Source organism: Bacillus sp. FJAT-27225, assembly GCF_001685025.1.
Lineage (GTDB): Bacteria > Bacillota > Bacilli > Bacillales > Cytobacillaceae > Bacillus_D.
The window spans coordinates 1,065,987-1,083,084 of record NZ_MAYU01000001.1 but is presented as its reverse complement, the minus strand read 5'-3'; the positions used below and the strand labels follow the sequence as shown (position 1 = coordinate 1,083,084).

Here is a 17,098-nt window from a genome sequence, read left to right as displayed (position 1 = left end):
AAGGAAGAGAAGAAACCTGTTAAAACTCCTGCCGTTTTGGAAAAAAGAAAGTCTGCATAAAATCAATGGAATCTGCCGCTTTTTCGGGCAGATTCTTTTTAGTTTCCATTCGTTTCATTCGATACTATAATAAAATGAATGGTTACTCATTCATAAGAAGGACAAGGAGGAACAAAATGAGCAGAATTGGATATATTGAAGACATCGAAGAGTGGAAGAATGGCTTTCATTTTTCCTATCCCGTAAAGGTCCGTTTTTCGGAAACAGATATGTTTGGACATTTAAACAATACGGTTCCGTTTACATACTTTGAACTAGCAAGGATTGAATTCTTTAAGAATATCGGTTTCATGCAGGACTGGGTAAGGCCCGGCAATGAAACGATACCTGTTGTCGCTGACCTTCAATGCGATTTTTTAAAGCAGGTTTATTTTGATGAACCCATCGATATTTTCGTAAAGGCAAACAAGATCGGGACATCTTCAGTTGATATCCATTATATGGGCAAAACAGGCAAAGGGGACATATGTTTTACCGGGCGGGGGACTATGGTTCAAATATCCAAGAAAACTGGCAAGGGAGTCCCTTGGACAGATGAAATGAAAAAACTTCTCGCAAATCCAGAGAATCCAGCAATAATCAAGTAAATTTAGTCACTCAAAAAGGATTGGTTACATACTATATTCTGACTAAATATATACCCATCCCACGATTCACAACTGGCGAAGGCAAGGAGGGTTACAATACTTGAAGGAAAACGGATTCAACCATAAACCATTGCTCACCAAACGGGAAAGAGAAGTATTCGAACTGTTGGTACAAGACAAAACAACAAAGGAAATCGCTGGTGATTTATATATAAGCGAAAAGACAGTCAGGAACCATATTTCGAAGGAGAACAGGTTTGAAAGCAGGAATAAGAAACAAGATAAAACCGCCCTTTTTCGGCGGTTTTATCTATAGTATTCAGGATGCCAAAATTAAGTTCATTTAGACTTTATCTTGTAAGTTGGCACGAACAAACCGATGAAGTACGTCCTTAGGTAGAGCAGCGATAAAACCTCTTACTAGTGAAAGGAATCTTGTCCTTAAACCAAAGAGGTGAAGGGTTAAAGCGGTACATTGTATTTAAGTCCTTATATTAAATATTGTAAATAACATAATTTACTAATACGATGGTCCCAAACAGGACTAACGCCTTTTTTGTTGAATTCGTTATTGCTCTTCGGGAGCTAATCTATCCTCTTTCAAAATGTATAAAAAAAATTAGTGATATATTACCCCAGGATAGTAAAATGAAGGTATAAGACTTTACAATTTTATCTTTAATTGAAAGCATATAGTAAAGGAACACTGGGAGGAAATACTTGTGATTACTGCAAATATTGGATTTGAAGAAAAATTATGGAGTATGGCAGATAAATTACGTGGATCAATAGATTCAGGTGAATATAAAAATGTCGTATTAGGGTTATTATTTTTAAAATATGTTTCTGATTCATTTGAGGAAAAATATGCTGAACTACAACAAGATGAATACGCAGATCCAGAAGATAAAGATGAATATTTGGCAGAGAATATCTTCTGGGTTCCAAAAGAAGCTCGATGGTCATTCATAAAAGATAATGCGAAAAAGCCTGAAATTGGACAAATAATTGATAAAGCGATGGTCGCAATTGAAAAAGAAAACCCATCACTACAAGGTGTATTACCGAAAGACTACGCCCGCCCTGCCTTAGATAAAGTCCGCTTAGGTGAAACTATTGATTTATTCTCTTTTAAAGTAGGGGATTCAGAAAGTCGTTCAAAAGACGTGTTAGGTCGAGTGTATGAATACTTCCTAAGTAAATTTGCAAGTGCCGAGGGCAAAAATGGCGGAGAGTTCTACACTCCTTCATCTGTAGTGCGACTTTTAGTCGAAATGCTTGAACCATATAAAGGTAGAATATACGATCCTTGCTGTGGTTCAGGTGGAATGTTTGTACAAAGTGAAAAGTTTGTAGAGGAGCATCAAGGGAAACTTGGCGATATTGCCGTTTATGGGCAGGAGTCGAATCCAACAACATGGAAACTTTGCAAGATGAATTTAGCTATTCGTGGCATTGACGGCAACATTGGCTCTCATAATGCAGATACCTTTCACAATGACCTTCATAAAGGGTTAAAAGCGGATTATATCTTAGCGAATCCTCCTTTCAATATTAAAGATTGGGGTGGCGAAAAACTACGTGAAGACGTTCGTTGGGAATTTGGAGTTCCGCCTGTTGGAAATGCGAACTATGCATGGATTCAACATATGTATTCTAAACTGGCACCAGGCGGTACAGCAGGTTTTGTTTTAGCAAATGGTTCAATGTCTTCTAATACCAGCGGTGAGGGAGAAATCCGTAAAAACTTAATTGAAGCAGATAAAGTGGAATGTATCGTAACATTGCCTGGACAATTATTCTATTCAACACAAATTCCTGTATGTATTTGGTTTATTTCAAAAGATAAATCAAAAACAGGTAAAAGAAAACGTAACAATGAAATTCTTTTTATTGATGCACGTAAGCTCGGATTTATGGCAGATCGCACGCACAAAGAATTTTCTGATGAAGATATCAACAAGATTGCAGACACATTTCATAAATGGCGTGGAACAGTAGATGGAGAGTATGAAGATGTGCAAGGTTTCTGTAAATCTACTTCTATCGAAGATGTTCGAAATAACGATTATATCTTAACCCCAGGCCGATATGTTGGGTTAGAAGAAGTAGAAGATGATGGCGAATTATTTGAAGAAAAAATGGCTCGATTAACAAGCGAGTTATCGGAGCAATTTGCGAAATCAAAAAGGCTTGAAGAACAAATTCGGCAAGCACTTGGGGGTATTGGATATGAGCTATAATGAATTACCTCTGGGCGAAATAGCTAATGTAACAAAATTAGCAGGTTATGAATTTACAAAGTATATTGTTTACGATGAAAAGGCGGAAATCATTGCTATTAGAGGTTTAAATATAAAAAATGGAGTATTAGATTTAACCGATGTTAAAAAAATTTCTCGAAAAGTATCCGATGAATTAGTAAGGTCAAAATTATTTAAGGATGACATTGTATTAACTTATACAGGTACTATTGGAAATGTTGCTATTATAAAAGAGGATGATGCTTTTCATTTAGCACCAAATGTTGCAAAGATTACTTTTACTGAAAAAAAGTATAACCCTTATTTTTACTATAGTTATTTTAGAAGTGAAGATTTTTATAATAAATTAATGAATTATAGTGTTGGTAGTACACAAGCTACTATCCCAATGAAAACGATTAGGGAAATTACCGTTCCAGTTCCACCATTGGAGACACAAAATAAAGTTAGTAATTTTATTTCGAGTATTGATGAAAAAATTCGGATAAATAAGGAATTGATTGGTTCCTTAGAAGAAATGTCCCAAACGATTTTTAAACACTGGTTTATTGACTTTGAATTTCCCAACGAGGAAGGATTGTCGTATAAATCAAATGGTGGCAAGATGGTTGAAAGTGAGTTAGGGGAGATACCCGAAGGATGGATAGTAGGAGCTATAAAGGATTTGTGTTTAATATCGAGTGAGAAGATAAACCTCGATAAAGAGAAGCGTAATTTTCATTACATCGGTCTTGAACATATGCCACAAGGTAGTATTGCTCTTGGAAATTGGGAAAGCAGTAAAAAGGTGTCTGGAGTTAAAGGGGTATTTAATAAAGGTGATATTTTGTTCGGTAAGTTACGACCATATTTTAAAAAAGTAGGTATTACTTCGGTTGAAGGCGTTTGCTCAACAGATATTTTGGTATTTATACCAAAAAATGATTTTGGAAAAGCATATTTATTAATGAATTTAATTCAAGATAAATTTATTGAATATACAACAAGTACAGCTACTGGAACACGAATGCCAAGAACAGGTTGGAATCAGATTGGGCGATATAGTACAGTAATTCCCCCTACTAATTTGCTTATTAAATTTAGTGAAGTTCTTAGTCCAATGTTAGAACAAATCCAAGAGTTAATACATGAAAATATTTATTTAGGGCGAGTTCGGGATTCATTACTCCCCAAAATGCTCTCAGGAGAAATTGAAATCCCAGACGAAAGTGTGGTGGATTTAGTTGTTTAAGTACTTGGAATCGGACTTAGAAGAAGCAACGCTTGAATGGTTAGCTGAGATGGATTATTCCATCTTGGCTGGCCCCGATATTGCACATGAAGGGGATACTCCTGAAAGAGATAGTTACCAGGATGTAGTTTTAACAGAACGTTTGAGGGGTGCTTTATATCGTATTAATCCAACCGTTCCAACTGAGGCAATAGACCTTGCCATACAAAAAATCGAAGCGAACGAATCACCAAATTTAGTCATCAATAATCAAAAGTTTCATCGCATGGTAACAGATGGGTTGGATATTGAATTGCAAGGTACGGATGGATATAATCCAACGGTAAAAGTATGGCTTTTTGATTTTGAAAATTCAGCGAACAATGATTTTGTTGCAGTCAACCAGTTTACAATTATTGAAGGGAATCAAAACAAACGCCCTGATGTGCTTGTTTTCGTTAATGGGCTACCTTTAGTTGTCATTGAGCTGAAAAATGCTACAAATGAAGCAACTGGCATTTCAGAGGGGTATAATCAGCTACAAACCTATAAGCAAACAATCCCATCCCTTTTCCGCTACAATTCTTTTCTAATAACAAGTGATGGTGTAAATGCTCGTGTTGGTTCTCTAACAGCTAATGAAGAGCGTTTCATGAAGTGGCGTACCATTGATGGTATTGAACTTGCACCAAGATCACTTTCTCAATTAGAAGTATTACTAAAAGGTATGTTAGAGCCATCAAGGTTAATGGATATCATTCGAAATTTTATCTTATTTCAAACAGATGGAGAGAACACTTACAAAATTTTAGCGGCTTATCATCAATTTCATGCTGTAAATAAAGCGGTGGAAAAGGCAAAAATCGCTGTTCGGGGAGACCGTAAAATCGGTGTCGTTTGGCATACGCAAGGGTCTGGGAAGAGCTTATCTATGGTGTTCTATGCGGGGAAACTCATTCAAGCAATGAATAATCCAACCATAGTCGTGCTCACAGACCGAAATGATTTAGATGATCAATTATTTAATACATTCTCTATATCAAGTGACATCCTACGGCAAACGCCGAGCCAAGCGAACAGTCGTGATGAACTCCTTCAAATCTTGTCTGTTGAATCAGGAGGAATTATCTTTACAACCTTACAAAAGTTCGCACCTGATGAAGATACGGGAAAAATGCCATGTTTAACAAACCGTTCAAATGTTATTGTCATGGCAGACGAAGCTCACCGCAGTCAATACGGATTTGGGGCAACGGTTCGTGGAAATGAAGCGGAAACAAAATATGGCTTTGCAAAATATGTTCGTGATGCTTTACCAAATGCATCCTTCATTGGCTTTACAGGAACACCAGTCGAAGCAACAGACAAAAATACACCAGCAGTTTTTGGTGATTACATTGACATTTATGACATGACACAGGCTGTTGAAGATGGTGCAACAGTGAAAATCTTTTATGAAAGCCGCATCATCCCGTTAGATTTACCAAGTGATTTAAAATTAGATGATGAATACGAGGAAATAACAGAAGACCAAGAGCTTTCTGTGAAAGAAAAGCTCAAATCAAAGTGGTCTCGTTTAGAGGCATTAGCAGGTGCAGAATCCAGAGTAAAGAGATTAGCAGAAGATGTAGTGATGCATTTTGAAGAACGCCAAGATGCCATGTTTGGAAAGTCAATGGTCGTTGTAATGTCTCGCCGCATTGCCATCGATTTGTATAAAGAAATTGTGGAATTGCGACCAGAATGGCATTCCGATGACGATGATAAAGGGGTTATAAAAATCGTCATGACTGGTTCTTCAAGTGATCCTGCTGAATGGCAACCATACATCGGCAATAAGAAGAGACGTGAATACCTGGCAAAGCGAATGAAAGATATTGATGATCCTTTAAAAATTGTCATAGTTCGAGACATGTGGCTCACAGGTTTTGATGTTCCTTCAATGAATACGATGTATATTGATAAGCCGATGAAAGGGCATAATTTGATGCAGGCAATTGCAAGGGTCAACCGTGTATTTAAGGACAAGCCTGGTGGTTTAATTGTTGACTATATTGGTATTGCGGAAAACTTAAAGGAAGCACTTCATCAATACACTGAAAGTGACAAAGCAACAGCAGGTGTGGATACATCCGTAGCGGTTAATATTATGCTTGAAAAGCATGAAATCCTTGTTGAAATGCTCCATCAACATGATTATAGTGGCTATTTATCCAGTAAATCAACTGAACGGATGAATGCTATCATCTCAACAATGGATTATATTTTAGGTCTTGGTGAGGATGAAAAGAAGCGATTTCTCAACACTGTAACGGAACTATCAAAAGCATTTGCTCTATGTGCGACTACCGAAGAAGCACAAGAACTGAATGCGGAAATTGGCTTCTTTAAAGCGGTAAAAGCAAGCCTTGTAAAAAGTATAGGGGATGGCAGTAAAAAGAAAACGAACGCTCAAATGGAAGCACAATTGAATCAGCTAATTTCTAAGTCTGTGATTTCAGAAGAAGTAATCGATATTTATGAATCGTTAGGATTAGAGAATCCCGATATATCCATTTTATCTGACAAGTTCTTAGAAGATGTGAAGGCAATGCCACATAAAAATTTGGCAGTTGAATTATTAAATCGTTTGTTAAATGGCAAGGTGAAAAGTGTACAACGTGTAAATTTGATTCAAGCACGTAAATTTTCTGAGATGTTGTCAGGAGCATTAAATAAATATAATAAAAGAGCAATTGAAACGTCAAAAGTTATAGAGGAACTGATTGCGTTAGCAAAAGAGATGGATACAGCTTATAAACGTGGGGAACAGGCTGGACTGATCAAAGAGGAAATCGCATTTTACGATGCCTTAGCATCACATGAAACTGCTGAACAAGTATTGGGTGATGATACGCTTAAACTCATTGCACATGAACTTACAAAGTCAATTAAAGAAAATATGAGTATAGATTGGAACTTGCGAGAGTCTGCTCGTGCAAAGATGCGTGTTACAGTAAGAAGACTGCTTAAAAAGTATGGCTATCCACCAGATTTACAAAAGGAAGCTGTTGAAACTGTTATAAAACAAGCTGAATTAATGGCACAGTTAGAGTTTGATTTGAAATATTGATTTTTTGTATCAAAACAATATAGTAAACCTGAAATTTATGCTGCACAGAGGATGTAAACTATCCACTGTTTGAACTCCGTAGTGCTTTAGGGGATCCAAACCCAATGGTTTGGTTCTTTTTTTTGCCTAAACGTTCATAAAAATGAATATAATGTTCACGAAAGTGAATATCGTAAAATGAAACCGCATAGTATAAAGTGTGCCTATCCCCCCCTATCGCAGCAAAGACAAAAGGAGACTTTATAATGACAAAATCAAAGAGACCAAAAAACAAAATTACTTCAATTCAATACGTTCATGATCCTGAAGCTGCCAAAGAATGGATGAATGTATTTATGGATGTTACAATGAAGCATTTTTTAAGCAAAGGTAAGAATAAAGATTAATAAATAAATAATTTTCCAGTGAGGTGGTTATATGAAGCAAACAGCAGCCTATTATCGAAGTTCAACAAAACTTCAAGAGGATTCAGTACCTGCACAGCAATATAACATCAATCAATTTGCCTTGAAAAAAGGCATATTGATTGATGTTGAGTTTCCAGAGCCTTTCGTTTCTGCAAGAAAAAACAAGCTAACTGAAAGGCCTCAGATGAGTCAATTAATGACTGAAATACGCAAAGGCAAAATTGGAAGACTAATAGTCTATAAAAGGGATCGTTTGGCACGGAAGGTCGAGGAGCATCTGGAACTCTATAATCTATTTAAACGTTATAACGTCGAAGTTCTTTTTATCGCGGAGAATGAACCTCCGATGAGATTTGATGTATTTGGTGAACTAATTGAGTTATTCATAGGTGTTATGAATCAGCGTGATGGAGAACAAATTAACATGCGTATAATGGATACAAAATTGAGTAATTTTCTAAGTGGAAAGACGATAGGGTATGTACCTTATGGTTACTCAACAAATAAGGAGAAAACCAAAATCCTAAGAAATGAGAACGAACTGGTTACGGTTAAATCCATATTCAGTGAATGGAATACAGACAAGTATAAAAACTTTCAAAAGCTAGCCGAAAAATTAACAACTGATGGTATTAAAAGAGGAGAAAAAAACTGGACTCGAAACGAAGTTTCCGAGGTTCTTGCCAATCCGATTTATATGGGTTTAAGAATTGCCATGTTCCATAATCAGCCTGCTCAGAAATCGGTTGACGATTTAGCCATTATTAGTAAAGAAGATTTTGAACTTGCTCAAAATCTAATTAATAAGAGAAGAAAACCACAAAAAACAAAGGAACACTTCGATTACTTGCTGTCTGATTTACTCTTTTGCGAGTATTGTGATGCGGAAATTTTAGCAGAAAAGGAAAAGACGGGTGAGATTAAATTGCAAATGCCCTTAATTACAAGTCAACGAGTTAAAGACAAAAAGCCTTATCCGACCTACGAATGCAAAAATCACAATGTTGTAATAGTAACTCAAGAAATTGAACATGAGGTTTATTTAAGGTGCCAGGAGTTTTTCTCTGAATTGTTAAAGAAAGGCTTTGATAAATTGTACTCTAATCAGCTGAGGAAAAATATAAAGGAAATCACAAAATTAAAAACACAAATGGAAAGGGAATTACTCTCTGTTGAAGAAAAGTTAGTTCAGGTTACCAACAAATGGCTGGAAAAGAACAGTAATATTCACAGGGAGAGAGTTTTAGAGTATTCAAGACGTATGAAAGCAATTAAACAAGAAATTATTGAACTTGAAAGTAAAAAAGAATTGTTTATTGATGTGCCAAATCTAATTAAAGAAATTAGAGAGTACATTCTTAAAGATGCATTATGGAGTACCCTCTCGTTTTCTAAAAGACAGGAACTCATCCAAGATTTAGTGCACCACATTGTCATTAGCAAATACACTACACGTATTATCTTTAAACATCCTTTTTTAGAAACAAATGAGGTGAAATCATGAATTTGGCTGAATTTTTGAAGCAAGAAAATCTTAAAGGAGTTTTTTACGGCCGCCACTCAACAAAAGGTCAAAAGGTAGAAACCCAACGTCATGTTTGTTTTGAATTCGCCAAAAAACATGGGATTACGATGGTTGATGAGTACATTGACAAGAAGTCAGCCTTTAAGAAGAAGAATATGGACAATAGAACAGATCTTCAACGGCTACGTAAAGATGCGAAAGACCGTAAGTTTGATTGTGTGATCGTGTATAAAGCTGATCGATTAGCTAGAAAAATTGACCAGCATATGATTCTCTGGGGGGAGTTTCGGGAATTGGGTATTCCAATCATTTTGGCGGAATCTGAAAAACTTTACACCACAGACAGTCCAACGGAGATTATGGTGGAGATTGGGCTGAGTTCAATGGAATCAGAAAATACTCGGATAAGAACAAGTGACACCTACAAATCGAATACTGCAAAGGGTAAATGGCAAGGAGGCAATCTCCCTTATGGTTATAGATATGTTTTAGATGATGAAGAAAAAAGCATTATGGTTCAAATCCCTCTTCAAATTAAGAATGTAAAGCAAATCTTCAGCTTATACCGAAGAGGATATGGATTTAAACGTATAGCATCTTTAATGAACGAGGGATATCCTAAACATCCTGAAAAAGGGTCAGGTAAGTGGGTTGCAGGCAATATTAAAGCAATTATAACTAACCCTTACTATGCGGGGTATACCACAAGCCATAGGATAGTACCTGGTTCAGGTAACTCAATACAGGAAAGAAGTGAATGGACAAAGGGAAAGTGTGATGCAATTAATCCTGCCATATCCGAAGAAGTGTGGGACGCATGTATGGAAATTTATGAAAAGAAAAAAAGCAGAGAAGTTATGAAGAATAAGTATATCTCACCATACTTATTCATCGACATTCTTTTTTGCAAGGATTGCGACTCGAAAGTGAAAGGGAAAAATTACACCTCAGGAAAAGATAGTAAAGATTCTCGCCCCAACCGAAGAATGTATATTTGTACATCTTGCAAACAAAAATGGAGAGCATCAATTGTAGACGAGGAACTGTTTGAACAAATTATGAGTGGCTGGCACTATAATTATCACACTATCCCTAAGGATGACCTCCAAAAAAATATTATGGAGAAGATACAGGGGAAAATCGAAGAAATTGACAAGTCTGTGAGTTCCTATAAAGCTGAATTAGTTTTATGCTTGGATGAATTAAAGCAGGTCGAAAGCAAGCAATTAGAATTAATACAGAAACTTTCTGAACCAGATGAACTGCAACATGCACTAGTCCAATATAGAATCACTGTTAATAAGAAAATAGCATTGCTTGAAGACGAAATTGAAAAAGAACTCAGAGAAAAACAGCAACTTTATTTTTCTTACGGGGATGTGGGCAATTTTAAAGAAATCACGAAAGAATTAACTAGTTTTGAGTATGAACTAGATCAGCCAGAGATCAGAAAATTGTTTTTGTTTTTATTGAATAAAATTAGTATTAGAACCATTAGCGAGAAAAGTAATGAGTATGCGTATGACATAATTGCTAATGTTGATTTAAATCAAAGAGGACTAATTCAGCTGGGTGATTTGCAATGAATAATAAAATGGTGCTAAGACTTTCTGAGTCCTAGCATCCTTTTATTTTAGAATCAATATATGTGTTTTCAATATTAAGTATTAGCTATGGTGAATAATATTGTTGATAATGACCATAAAACAAGGGCCCTGAAATGACCCTTGTTTGAAATCTTATTGAAGATAAGCACCAGATACTTTAAGTACAATTCTTTACAAACTTGAAATTAAAAAGTTGTAATGAAAATTTCTTTAGCCTATTCATCGATAGGCTGGAAGTTTTACTTCGTAAGAGTCAACAGTGTAGATTAAATCAAATATTTGCTGTGCTCTGGTCTAGAGGTCACCTATGCTCATTTTGTTAAAATTCCCTTTATTTTCCAAACCTATTCATTTAATGCACTCTTAAATGTACTGTATGCAATTTTTGATAAGTAATTATATACATTATTTGTTATAATTTTACTGTAAAAATATATAATACTTGCAATTAGGGAAAGGATTGTAACGAATGCCTAAGATGAATAATGAAGCTTATGTAGTAAGAGGAGGGGTTTGTGCAGCAGAAACATTGATCAAAGCTCAAGAGAGAGACCCACAATATCACATATCAGTTAACTCTGCTAATGGTTACTCTGTTAAGGAATTATGCAAGTACGGACCCATAGAGGGATATAAAAAAGTCTCTGTAACTACAGTTGGAAATATACGTTTAAACAAATGGGAAGTAATTAGTTCTCCTATTGAAGACCCATTACCTAATCCCGTACATGCTTCAATAGAATGCTTTGGTCTTCTGGATAGTATAACTTCTCAAAAGCTATCAACTTTATTCGAGACAATTTTCAATCCTTTATTTGAGGTGAAGTAAATGAATAATAATCTTCCTTTACTAGTCGTTGATAGGAATTGGTTAAATAAAAATAATGATCCAATAATCACTAAACAACAAGTTAAGGATTTAAACTTAAATGAAGGGCAAAAGGTTATCGCAATTGAAGATGATAATCAATGGGAAGCTACTTTGATGTATGATAGTACCTTACCACATCAGGAACAATGGTATATTATTCTCGATTGGTCAACTTGGAATGAGTCTGACTTTAGAAATATAATTCCATTTGAAAAAATGTCAGAAAAAGAGGCAACTGAGCACCTTGATTGGTTTCTCAATAAGTATGAATCTTCGATGTTAACATTGAAAAACACATACAAATTTACTAATGGCTCAGGAGAATTAGACTTTTCTCCAAAGTCATTAATTAATTTATGGGATTGGACCCTTGAAATAAGCAAAATAAATGAAAAGAATAATTCATATATTAATCCTATTATCAAAAAACAAAACACTGACCTTATTACAAATTACACTGTTTGGGCTTATAAGCTAATTGGTGAAGATGACGTTTCTCTAAACGGAGGGATGATTGAAACCATTCGTCTTGTAGGCATGTATTTCGGAGAAGTGTGTACAAAGGATAATCCATCGGTAAAATGGGAAGTTGGTAATGATTCTAAACCAATATTATCAAGAAAACTATCAGGTGGGGTGGTAATGTTTTTAAATCCTTTTTCTATAATATATTCTGAACTCAAAAACAAGGTAGATTTAAATAAAAATAATCTATATGAAATTTACACAATGTTATTTGAAAAAAAACCTAACATTAATAATATTATTCGAAAATTTTGGTTAGAAGGTCCGTTAAGGTAAAAACGTTTCGAATACTATGGTATCGAGATGATTTCTTAAAATGGATATATAATTAAAATTTAGCTATTTCTTCGCTAAATTACTGCTTTTTAAACGTGAGTTTTAACACTTACTTTCACAAAAAAATGTTTATTTATAACACACATAGGTACTAAGCTTTAAGGAAAAGGGACAATTCCTCAGAAATAAGGGAATGTCCCTTTATAATTTCCATGTTTTTCAATAAACTGCCCCGTTTGTTCAATATGGAATTCAATAAAAAGGCGGCTAATCCTTCATGGATTAACGCACCAGTTTGTTCAAGTACAAATATTACAAAGTAAAAAAGTGAAGTGAATTTTTCCCCATTATAGAACAACATTACTTTCTAATGTCTTTTGCTTTTCTTCAAACAACTTCCATGTATATTCTAAGTATTTACTATTTAAAATATGTTCTTCTTTCATTGCCAACATCTCTAAATGGTACTGATCGTCTTCTCCAAATATACAATGTATCTTTTGAGTTACAGGATGAATCGCATAATATAAATCATCGAATTGAGTATGACAATTTGGACACAACACAATTAAATTATGGCTACTATCGTCTCCTCGATGAACCTTGTTGTACGGTTGAATATGATGAGCCTCAGAATAATACTCACCGTTAGATTTGCGTAATCTATAACCACACAATTGGCATTGATTGTCATACTGTTTCCGTAAATTTCGACTAATCTTACTATCTCGAACCAATCGTTGAATAGTTACTTTATTATTTTCAAGGTTTCTATTGTTATTCATGTCGTAATCTCCTATATCAATTTGGTTAACGTCATTCAATTCTGAATAGGAGCCAAAATTTACTGCTCTTTTTTTCTTAGCTAAGATTTCCTCAATGTTATAACGGTCGTACAATTCGTTCTTGTTTTCAGTACGAATAATCGACAAATATTCGTTAAACGCATGATCCAAGGCAGTATTCATATCTTGTTCTAATAAGATTTGATAAAGACCTTTTCCATTAGTGGAGATAAGTATGTAAAGCATCATACTGCGAGTAAGTAAACTTTGATGTAACTTCTTGTTCCCAAAGAGCACTTTATTATCTCTTCGCTCAAAGCAATTAAACAATTTGTTTATCTTGGTATTATCCAATGGTGCATTATCCATTACCAATAACGAATCATTTGGATAATGAAGCGTTTGGCGATAAGTCAAATATGTTTTTAAATACTTAACCGTTACATCGTTTAATGAAAGCCATTCAACTAAGTCGGAATTTTCTTCTGTTCGCCTAAAATTTCTTATTAGCTGTTTTTCTAAGTCTATATCTGATAATTTAAGTTTAATTACATCTTCTTGCTTAAACATATAAAAAAAAGAGAGAGAACAAATCAAAGGCAACATTTTTTCTTCATACTCATATCTAAAATTGATCACTAAACAAAGTACGTATCTCGTTAGGCGTCAAAAACTCAACACTATCTTCTCTCTCTTGTTCTTCAGAAACAAAAACCGATTTAACATTGTTTTGTAGCTGGAAATAGTCAAGTTCTTCGATAAATTTTTCCTCATACAAAAAATACAAAAATCGAAGCAAGCTGGGACGTACATTATTAGATTTCCTTCTTAATAAGGAAAGTCTTTTCTGACCAAAAATTGCACCATAGTTATTTTTTTCGACTTTATCAATTACGTTACTGTTAAAATAAGCGTCGAGAATCACTTTATAGCGTGAAAGTGTACTTGGTTGATACTGTGCCTTTTCAGTAGCAAATTCCATAAATCCTGACATGAGTATTTCATATTCTTCCGAATCAAACAATTTTGTCACCCCTTTATTAAATTTATGACTATTTGTCTAACAGGGAAAGTAATAATTCGGAAAAATTTTACATGAATTGGTACTTAAGAATAAATGGTAAATAATATTTTTTTCCTATCGGACAATTTTTAATTTATTAAATAATCCTCCCCCGTATGTTAAAAGACTTCTACAAAAGCGTTGATCCTCTTGAATGAACTCATTGGACAAGTTCTTTTCTTTCTTTATGTAAAAGAAGCGAAGCACTTAGTATATTATCGCTTGTAACATAATTGGTATAACATTATAAGGGTTCGTAAAAAAACACATGTTAGACAAGCTATAATGTTCCTGATATAAAGTTAGCCTTATTACATTATGATTTAAAAGTTATCACTCTACTAATAAATCGAGAATGAATTTAATGGACATGCAATAATGTTCGGCATGTGGGTAGAGGCTTGATTTATAGATGCTTTCTCGTTTCGGCAAAGGGATAGTTTTGGGATCCCTCAACTATCCCTTTGCCGATTTATAAAAGCTCTCTAAACGGCTTGTCCTATATACATCAAGGTCTTTTCCCCCCTTTTCCCACAAGGATTTTTGTTACTTAATTGCTTGGTTCGGCTTTTGGGTAGGATTACGATTTTGGTTTTCGGTAATGAGGTCATTTATTAAGTAATGTTACTAATACAAAGTAAAGCTATGAACCTTCAAAACCATTAAAATTAAAAAATTAGGTAAAATCGGAAATAAATCAACTTTAGTTCTTACTCATTAGTAACTTCATATATTTACTCTAGAGACTTTATAGGAGTGAGGTTATGAAGGAGTATAATGTTCATGAAGTTCTTGCAATTTTGAAGGAATATAATATTACCCATTCTCAACAAATGGTCACCAAATGGATAAGACAAGGGAAAATTAAGGGTACACGGAGTGAGAACCGTAAGGAAGGATACATGGTTTCAGGGAAGGATCTATTGGATTTTATTGAGGAACAACGGCCAGGATGGCCTAATGTTATGGAGGTGTATGATGATTATATAGAGGAGCTCAGACCCAAAGTCGTCCCAGAAATTGAAATTCATTTATCGAACAGAAATGAGTCTAGAGAGAACAATGTTAAGTACATGAGTGAGCGTATTAGTAGCTTAGAAACAAAACTATCTGAATTACAGGCAGAAAAGCAGTTGGTTGAAAAAAAATTAATCGAAATAATGGATGACAATATCCAACTTAGGCAGAAAGTTAATAATCTTCAGGAAGAAAGATTGAAAACATTCGAATCCCAAAAAGCTGCGACAAAAAACGTAAATAGTGCCAGGGTTGACAGAGTTAAACGTATGACTTTTGACCAATTCAAAGAAAATTCGGGCAATGTTGTTAAAGATTTAATGTTAGATGTGGAAGGGAAAGGGGTGTCAGACCATTTTGTTGTTTTATACCAAAAATTCTTTAATGAAGGTACATTAAGGTCCGAGTTAGTTAATGAAGACGGGCTTATAAAATGTCCATTTACAGGAGAGGAATCTAAACAATTCAAGCGAATATTGAAAAAGGCATGTAAGTTTTATTTTGAAAATCTAAAAGAGTCAAAGGAGCAGACAGAACAGGATAAAAATAATAAACAAAAAGGTCAAACTCAGAGAAATGATTTACTGAACAAGGAAGGTACAAACTATGAGCAGCAAAGTATGGATGTATAAAAATATGTTGTATTAGCCTTAATGAATCCTGCGATAAGTTCCATTCACCCTGGTACACCAAAGCGAAAAGAGCTTTCTTTTCGTTTTTTCTTTCCTCCATTCCTCCCAGAGCATCAAACAAAAAAAGACCGCCAATTAATAAATGACGGTCAAATAGTGGTAATGCACAGTAAGTCAAATTGTACTTTTCTAATAAACCATGGATAAATTTGTTCGACAGCAATCCAGTTTTATCCGTTTAACAATAAATTAGGACAATCAGTTTCGTATTAGCATAAATGCATATATTTATGTATTGGACAAAAGGAAGAGCTTATCGCTCTAATTTCTTATTCATTAGAAAAAATTGAATTCCATTTTCAAAAGTGGTTAGGAGATAATTAGCAGCCTCAGGATTTTTATTGAGTATTTTTTCATATTGGTAACGAATACTTAAGAACCTTTGCGAGATTTCGTCTGATTGTGATTCGATAGGCAATATACCTAGTTCGAGTTGGAGTTTATCAAGAATGTGCAATGGTATCGTATCGGTTTTCCCTGTCTCTAGCTGGCTCAAATAACCTGATGACACCCCTAATTCCTTTGCAAATGCGTTTAGTGAAATCCCCTTCTGTTCCCTTAAAAGTCGAATCCGTTGCCCCAAATTTCGCAACATAATATTTTACCTCCGTTCTCTCCATTCTATGCACAGTAAGGAGAAATTAAAGTGAATTTCTCCATTGATTGGGCGAAATCCTTCTTAACCAGCTTTATTACTCAATTACTTCATACCTAATAATCTCACAGAAAGGAATTTGTTTTATGTACAATTCATCAACTTGAAGGAAGATTTCTTTATGAGTTTCATCTAATCGGTTTACCCTGCCCTTGAATTCATAAAAAAACCTTCTCTCCATACTTTCACAGATACCTCATAGGAGAATTCCATCGCAAAATGGATACGCCCCTCAATATCCTCAATGAAAAGGAAGTGAAAAAAAGGTTAAGGACACATCCTCAATCAATTTTTTAATAGCTATTATGTATATTAATTCAGTGTACTGTTTTGGTATTGATCTGAGGCTCCTTTTAATGAACAACGGCTGCTTGGGTCCAGCAGGATTAACCGCCTTTTTTGTTGAATTACTTATTGAACAAACGGGGCAGATTAGTGAAAT

14 protein-coding genes are annotated in these 17,098 nt (G+C 34.7%); 11 read left to right on the top strand and 3 right to left on the bottom strand.

Translation table 11 applies throughout. From position 1 onward, the window contains the following. The first annotated feature begins 176 nt into the window (after positions 1–176). From A8F94_RS05495 to A8F94_RS05455, 10 genes are all read left to right on the top strand, one after another. Positions 177–647, top strand: coding sequence for an acyl-CoA thioesterase (locus A8F94_RS05495; protein ID WP_066196757.1), 471 nt, complete (start codon positions 177–179; stop codon positions 645–647). Between the two features lie 100 nt (positions 648–747). Further along, positions 748–963, top strand: a complete 216-nt coding sequence (locus tag A8F94_RS05490) for a LuxR C-terminal-related transcriptional regulator (protein ID WP_077247563.1) — start codon at positions 748–750, stop codon at positions 961–963. 406 nt (positions 964–1,369) lie between these two features. Then, positions 1,370–2,890, top strand: coding sequence for a class I SAM-dependent DNA methyltransferase (locus A8F94_RS05485; RefSeq protein WP_066196755.1), 1,521 nt, complete (start codon positions 1,370–1,372; stop codon positions 2,888–2,890). Then, a complete protein-coding gene (locus tag A8F94_RS05480; RefSeq protein WP_066196752.1) occupies positions 2,880–4,142 on the top strand; it encodes a restriction endonuclease subunit S in 1,263 nt (420 codons plus the stop codon). Before A8F94_RS05485 ends, A8F94_RS05480 begins: the two co-directional genes overlap by 11 nt. Beyond that, entirely contained in the window at positions 4,135–7,233 is a 3,099-nt protein-coding gene (locus A8F94_RS05475) for a type I restriction endonuclease subunit R (protein WP_066196750.1), read from the top strand. Before A8F94_RS05480 ends, A8F94_RS05475 begins: the two co-directional genes overlap by 8 nt. A 245-nt stretch (positions 7,234–7,478) precedes the next feature. Then, positions 7,479–7,619: a hypothetical protein gene (locus A8F94_RS25635; RefSeq protein ID WP_175384353.1), complete on the top strand. Its 141-nt coding sequence runs from the start codon at positions 7,479–7,481 to the stop codon at positions 7,617–7,619. 31 nt (positions 7,620–7,650) lie between these two features. Further along, a complete protein-coding gene (locus tag A8F94_RS05470) occupies positions 7,651–9,144 on the top strand; it encodes a recombinase family protein (RefSeq protein WP_066196748.1) in 1,494 nt (497 codons plus the stop codon). Then, entirely contained in the window at positions 9,141–10,751 is a 1,611-nt protein-coding gene (locus A8F94_RS05465) for a recombinase family protein (protein ID WP_066196746.1), read from the top strand. Before A8F94_RS05470 ends, A8F94_RS05465 begins: the two co-directional genes overlap by 4 nt. A gap of 490 nt (positions 10,752–11,241) precedes the next feature. Further along, positions 11,242–11,601 (top strand): hypothetical protein, encoded by a 360-nt coding sequence (locus tag A8F94_RS05460; protein WP_066196744.1) that lies wholly within the window; start codon positions 11,242–11,244, stop codon positions 11,599–11,601. Then, positions 11,602–12,444, top strand: a complete 843-nt coding sequence (locus tag A8F94_RS05455; protein ID WP_066196742.1) for a hypothetical protein — start codon at positions 11,602–11,604, stop codon at positions 12,442–12,444. A gap of 347 nt (positions 12,445–12,791) precedes the next feature. On the opposite strand, the gene A8F94_RS05445 is transcribed toward A8F94_RS05455, so the two are convergent. After that, positions 12,792–13,835, bottom strand: coding sequence for an HNH endonuclease (locus A8F94_RS05445; RefSeq protein ID WP_066196735.1), 1,044 nt, complete (start codon positions 13,833–13,835; stop codon positions 12,792–12,794). Positions 13,836–13,854: 19 nt separating this feature from the next. After that, complete coding sequence (locus tag A8F94_RS05440) at positions 13,855–14,253, bottom strand: hypothetical protein (RefSeq protein ID WP_066196733.1); 399 nt, start codon at positions 14,251–14,253, stop codon at positions 13,855–13,857. A gap of 803 nt (positions 14,254–15,056) precedes the next feature. Here A8F94_RS05440 and A8F94_RS05435 point away from each other — a divergent pair. Beyond that, positions 15,057–15,941: a helix-turn-helix domain-containing protein gene (locus A8F94_RS05435; protein ID WP_066196731.1), complete on the top strand. Its 885-nt coding sequence runs from the start codon at positions 15,057–15,059 to the stop codon at positions 15,939–15,941. Between the two features lie 313 nt (positions 15,942–16,254). On the opposite strand, the gene A8F94_RS05430 is transcribed toward A8F94_RS05435, so the two are convergent. Then, positions 16,255–16,596 carry a helix-turn-helix domain-containing protein gene (locus A8F94_RS05430; RefSeq protein WP_066196729.1) on the bottom strand — a complete coding sequence of 114 codons (342 nt, stop codon included), beginning with the start codon at positions 16,594–16,596 and terminating at the stop codon, positions 16,255–16,257. Between the last annotated feature and the right edge of the window lie 502 nt (positions 16,597–17,098).

What these genes read in the sequence shown, in the direction of transcription:
- A8F94_RS05460 (WP_066196744.1), top strand. Translation starts at nt 11,242, where the DNA reads ATGCCTAAGATGAATAATGAAGCTTATGTAGTAAGAGGAGGGGTTTGT.
- A8F94_RS05445 (WP_066196735.1), bottom strand. Translation starts at nt 13,835, where the DNA reads ATGTTGCCTTTGATTTGTTCTCTCTCTTTTTTTTATATGTTTAAGCAA.
- A8F94_RS05455 (WP_066196742.1), top strand. Translation starts at nt 11,602, where the DNA reads ATGAATAATAATCTTCCTTTACTAGTCGTTGATAGGAATTGGTTAAAT.
- A8F94_RS05480 (WP_066196752.1), top strand. Translation starts at nt 2,880, where the DNA reads ATGAGCTATAATGAATTACCTCTGGGCGAAATAGCTAATGTAACAAAA.
- A8F94_RS05430 (WP_066196729.1), bottom strand. Translation starts at nt 16,596, where the DNA reads ATGTTGCGAAATTTGGGGCAACGGATTCGACTTTTAAGGGAACAGAAG.
- A8F94_RS05465 (WP_066196746.1), top strand. Translation starts at nt 9,141, where the DNA reads ATGAATTTGGCTGAATTTTTGAAGCAAGAAAATCTTAAAGGAGTTTTT.
- A8F94_RS05435 (WP_066196731.1), top strand. Translation starts at nt 15,057, where the DNA reads ATGAAGGAGTATAATGTTCATGAAGTTCTTGCAATTTTGAAGGAATAT.
- A8F94_RS05495 (WP_066196757.1), top strand. Translation starts at nt 177, where the DNA reads ATGAGCAGAATTGGATATATTGAAGACATCGAAGAGTGGAAGAATGGC.
- A8F94_RS25635 (WP_175384353.1), top strand. Translation starts at nt 7,479, where the DNA reads ATGACAAAATCAAAGAGACCAAAAAACAAAATTACTTCAATTCAATAC.
- A8F94_RS05470 (WP_066196748.1), top strand. Translation starts at nt 7,651, where the DNA reads ATGAAGCAAACAGCAGCCTATTATCGAAGTTCAACAAAACTTCAAGAG.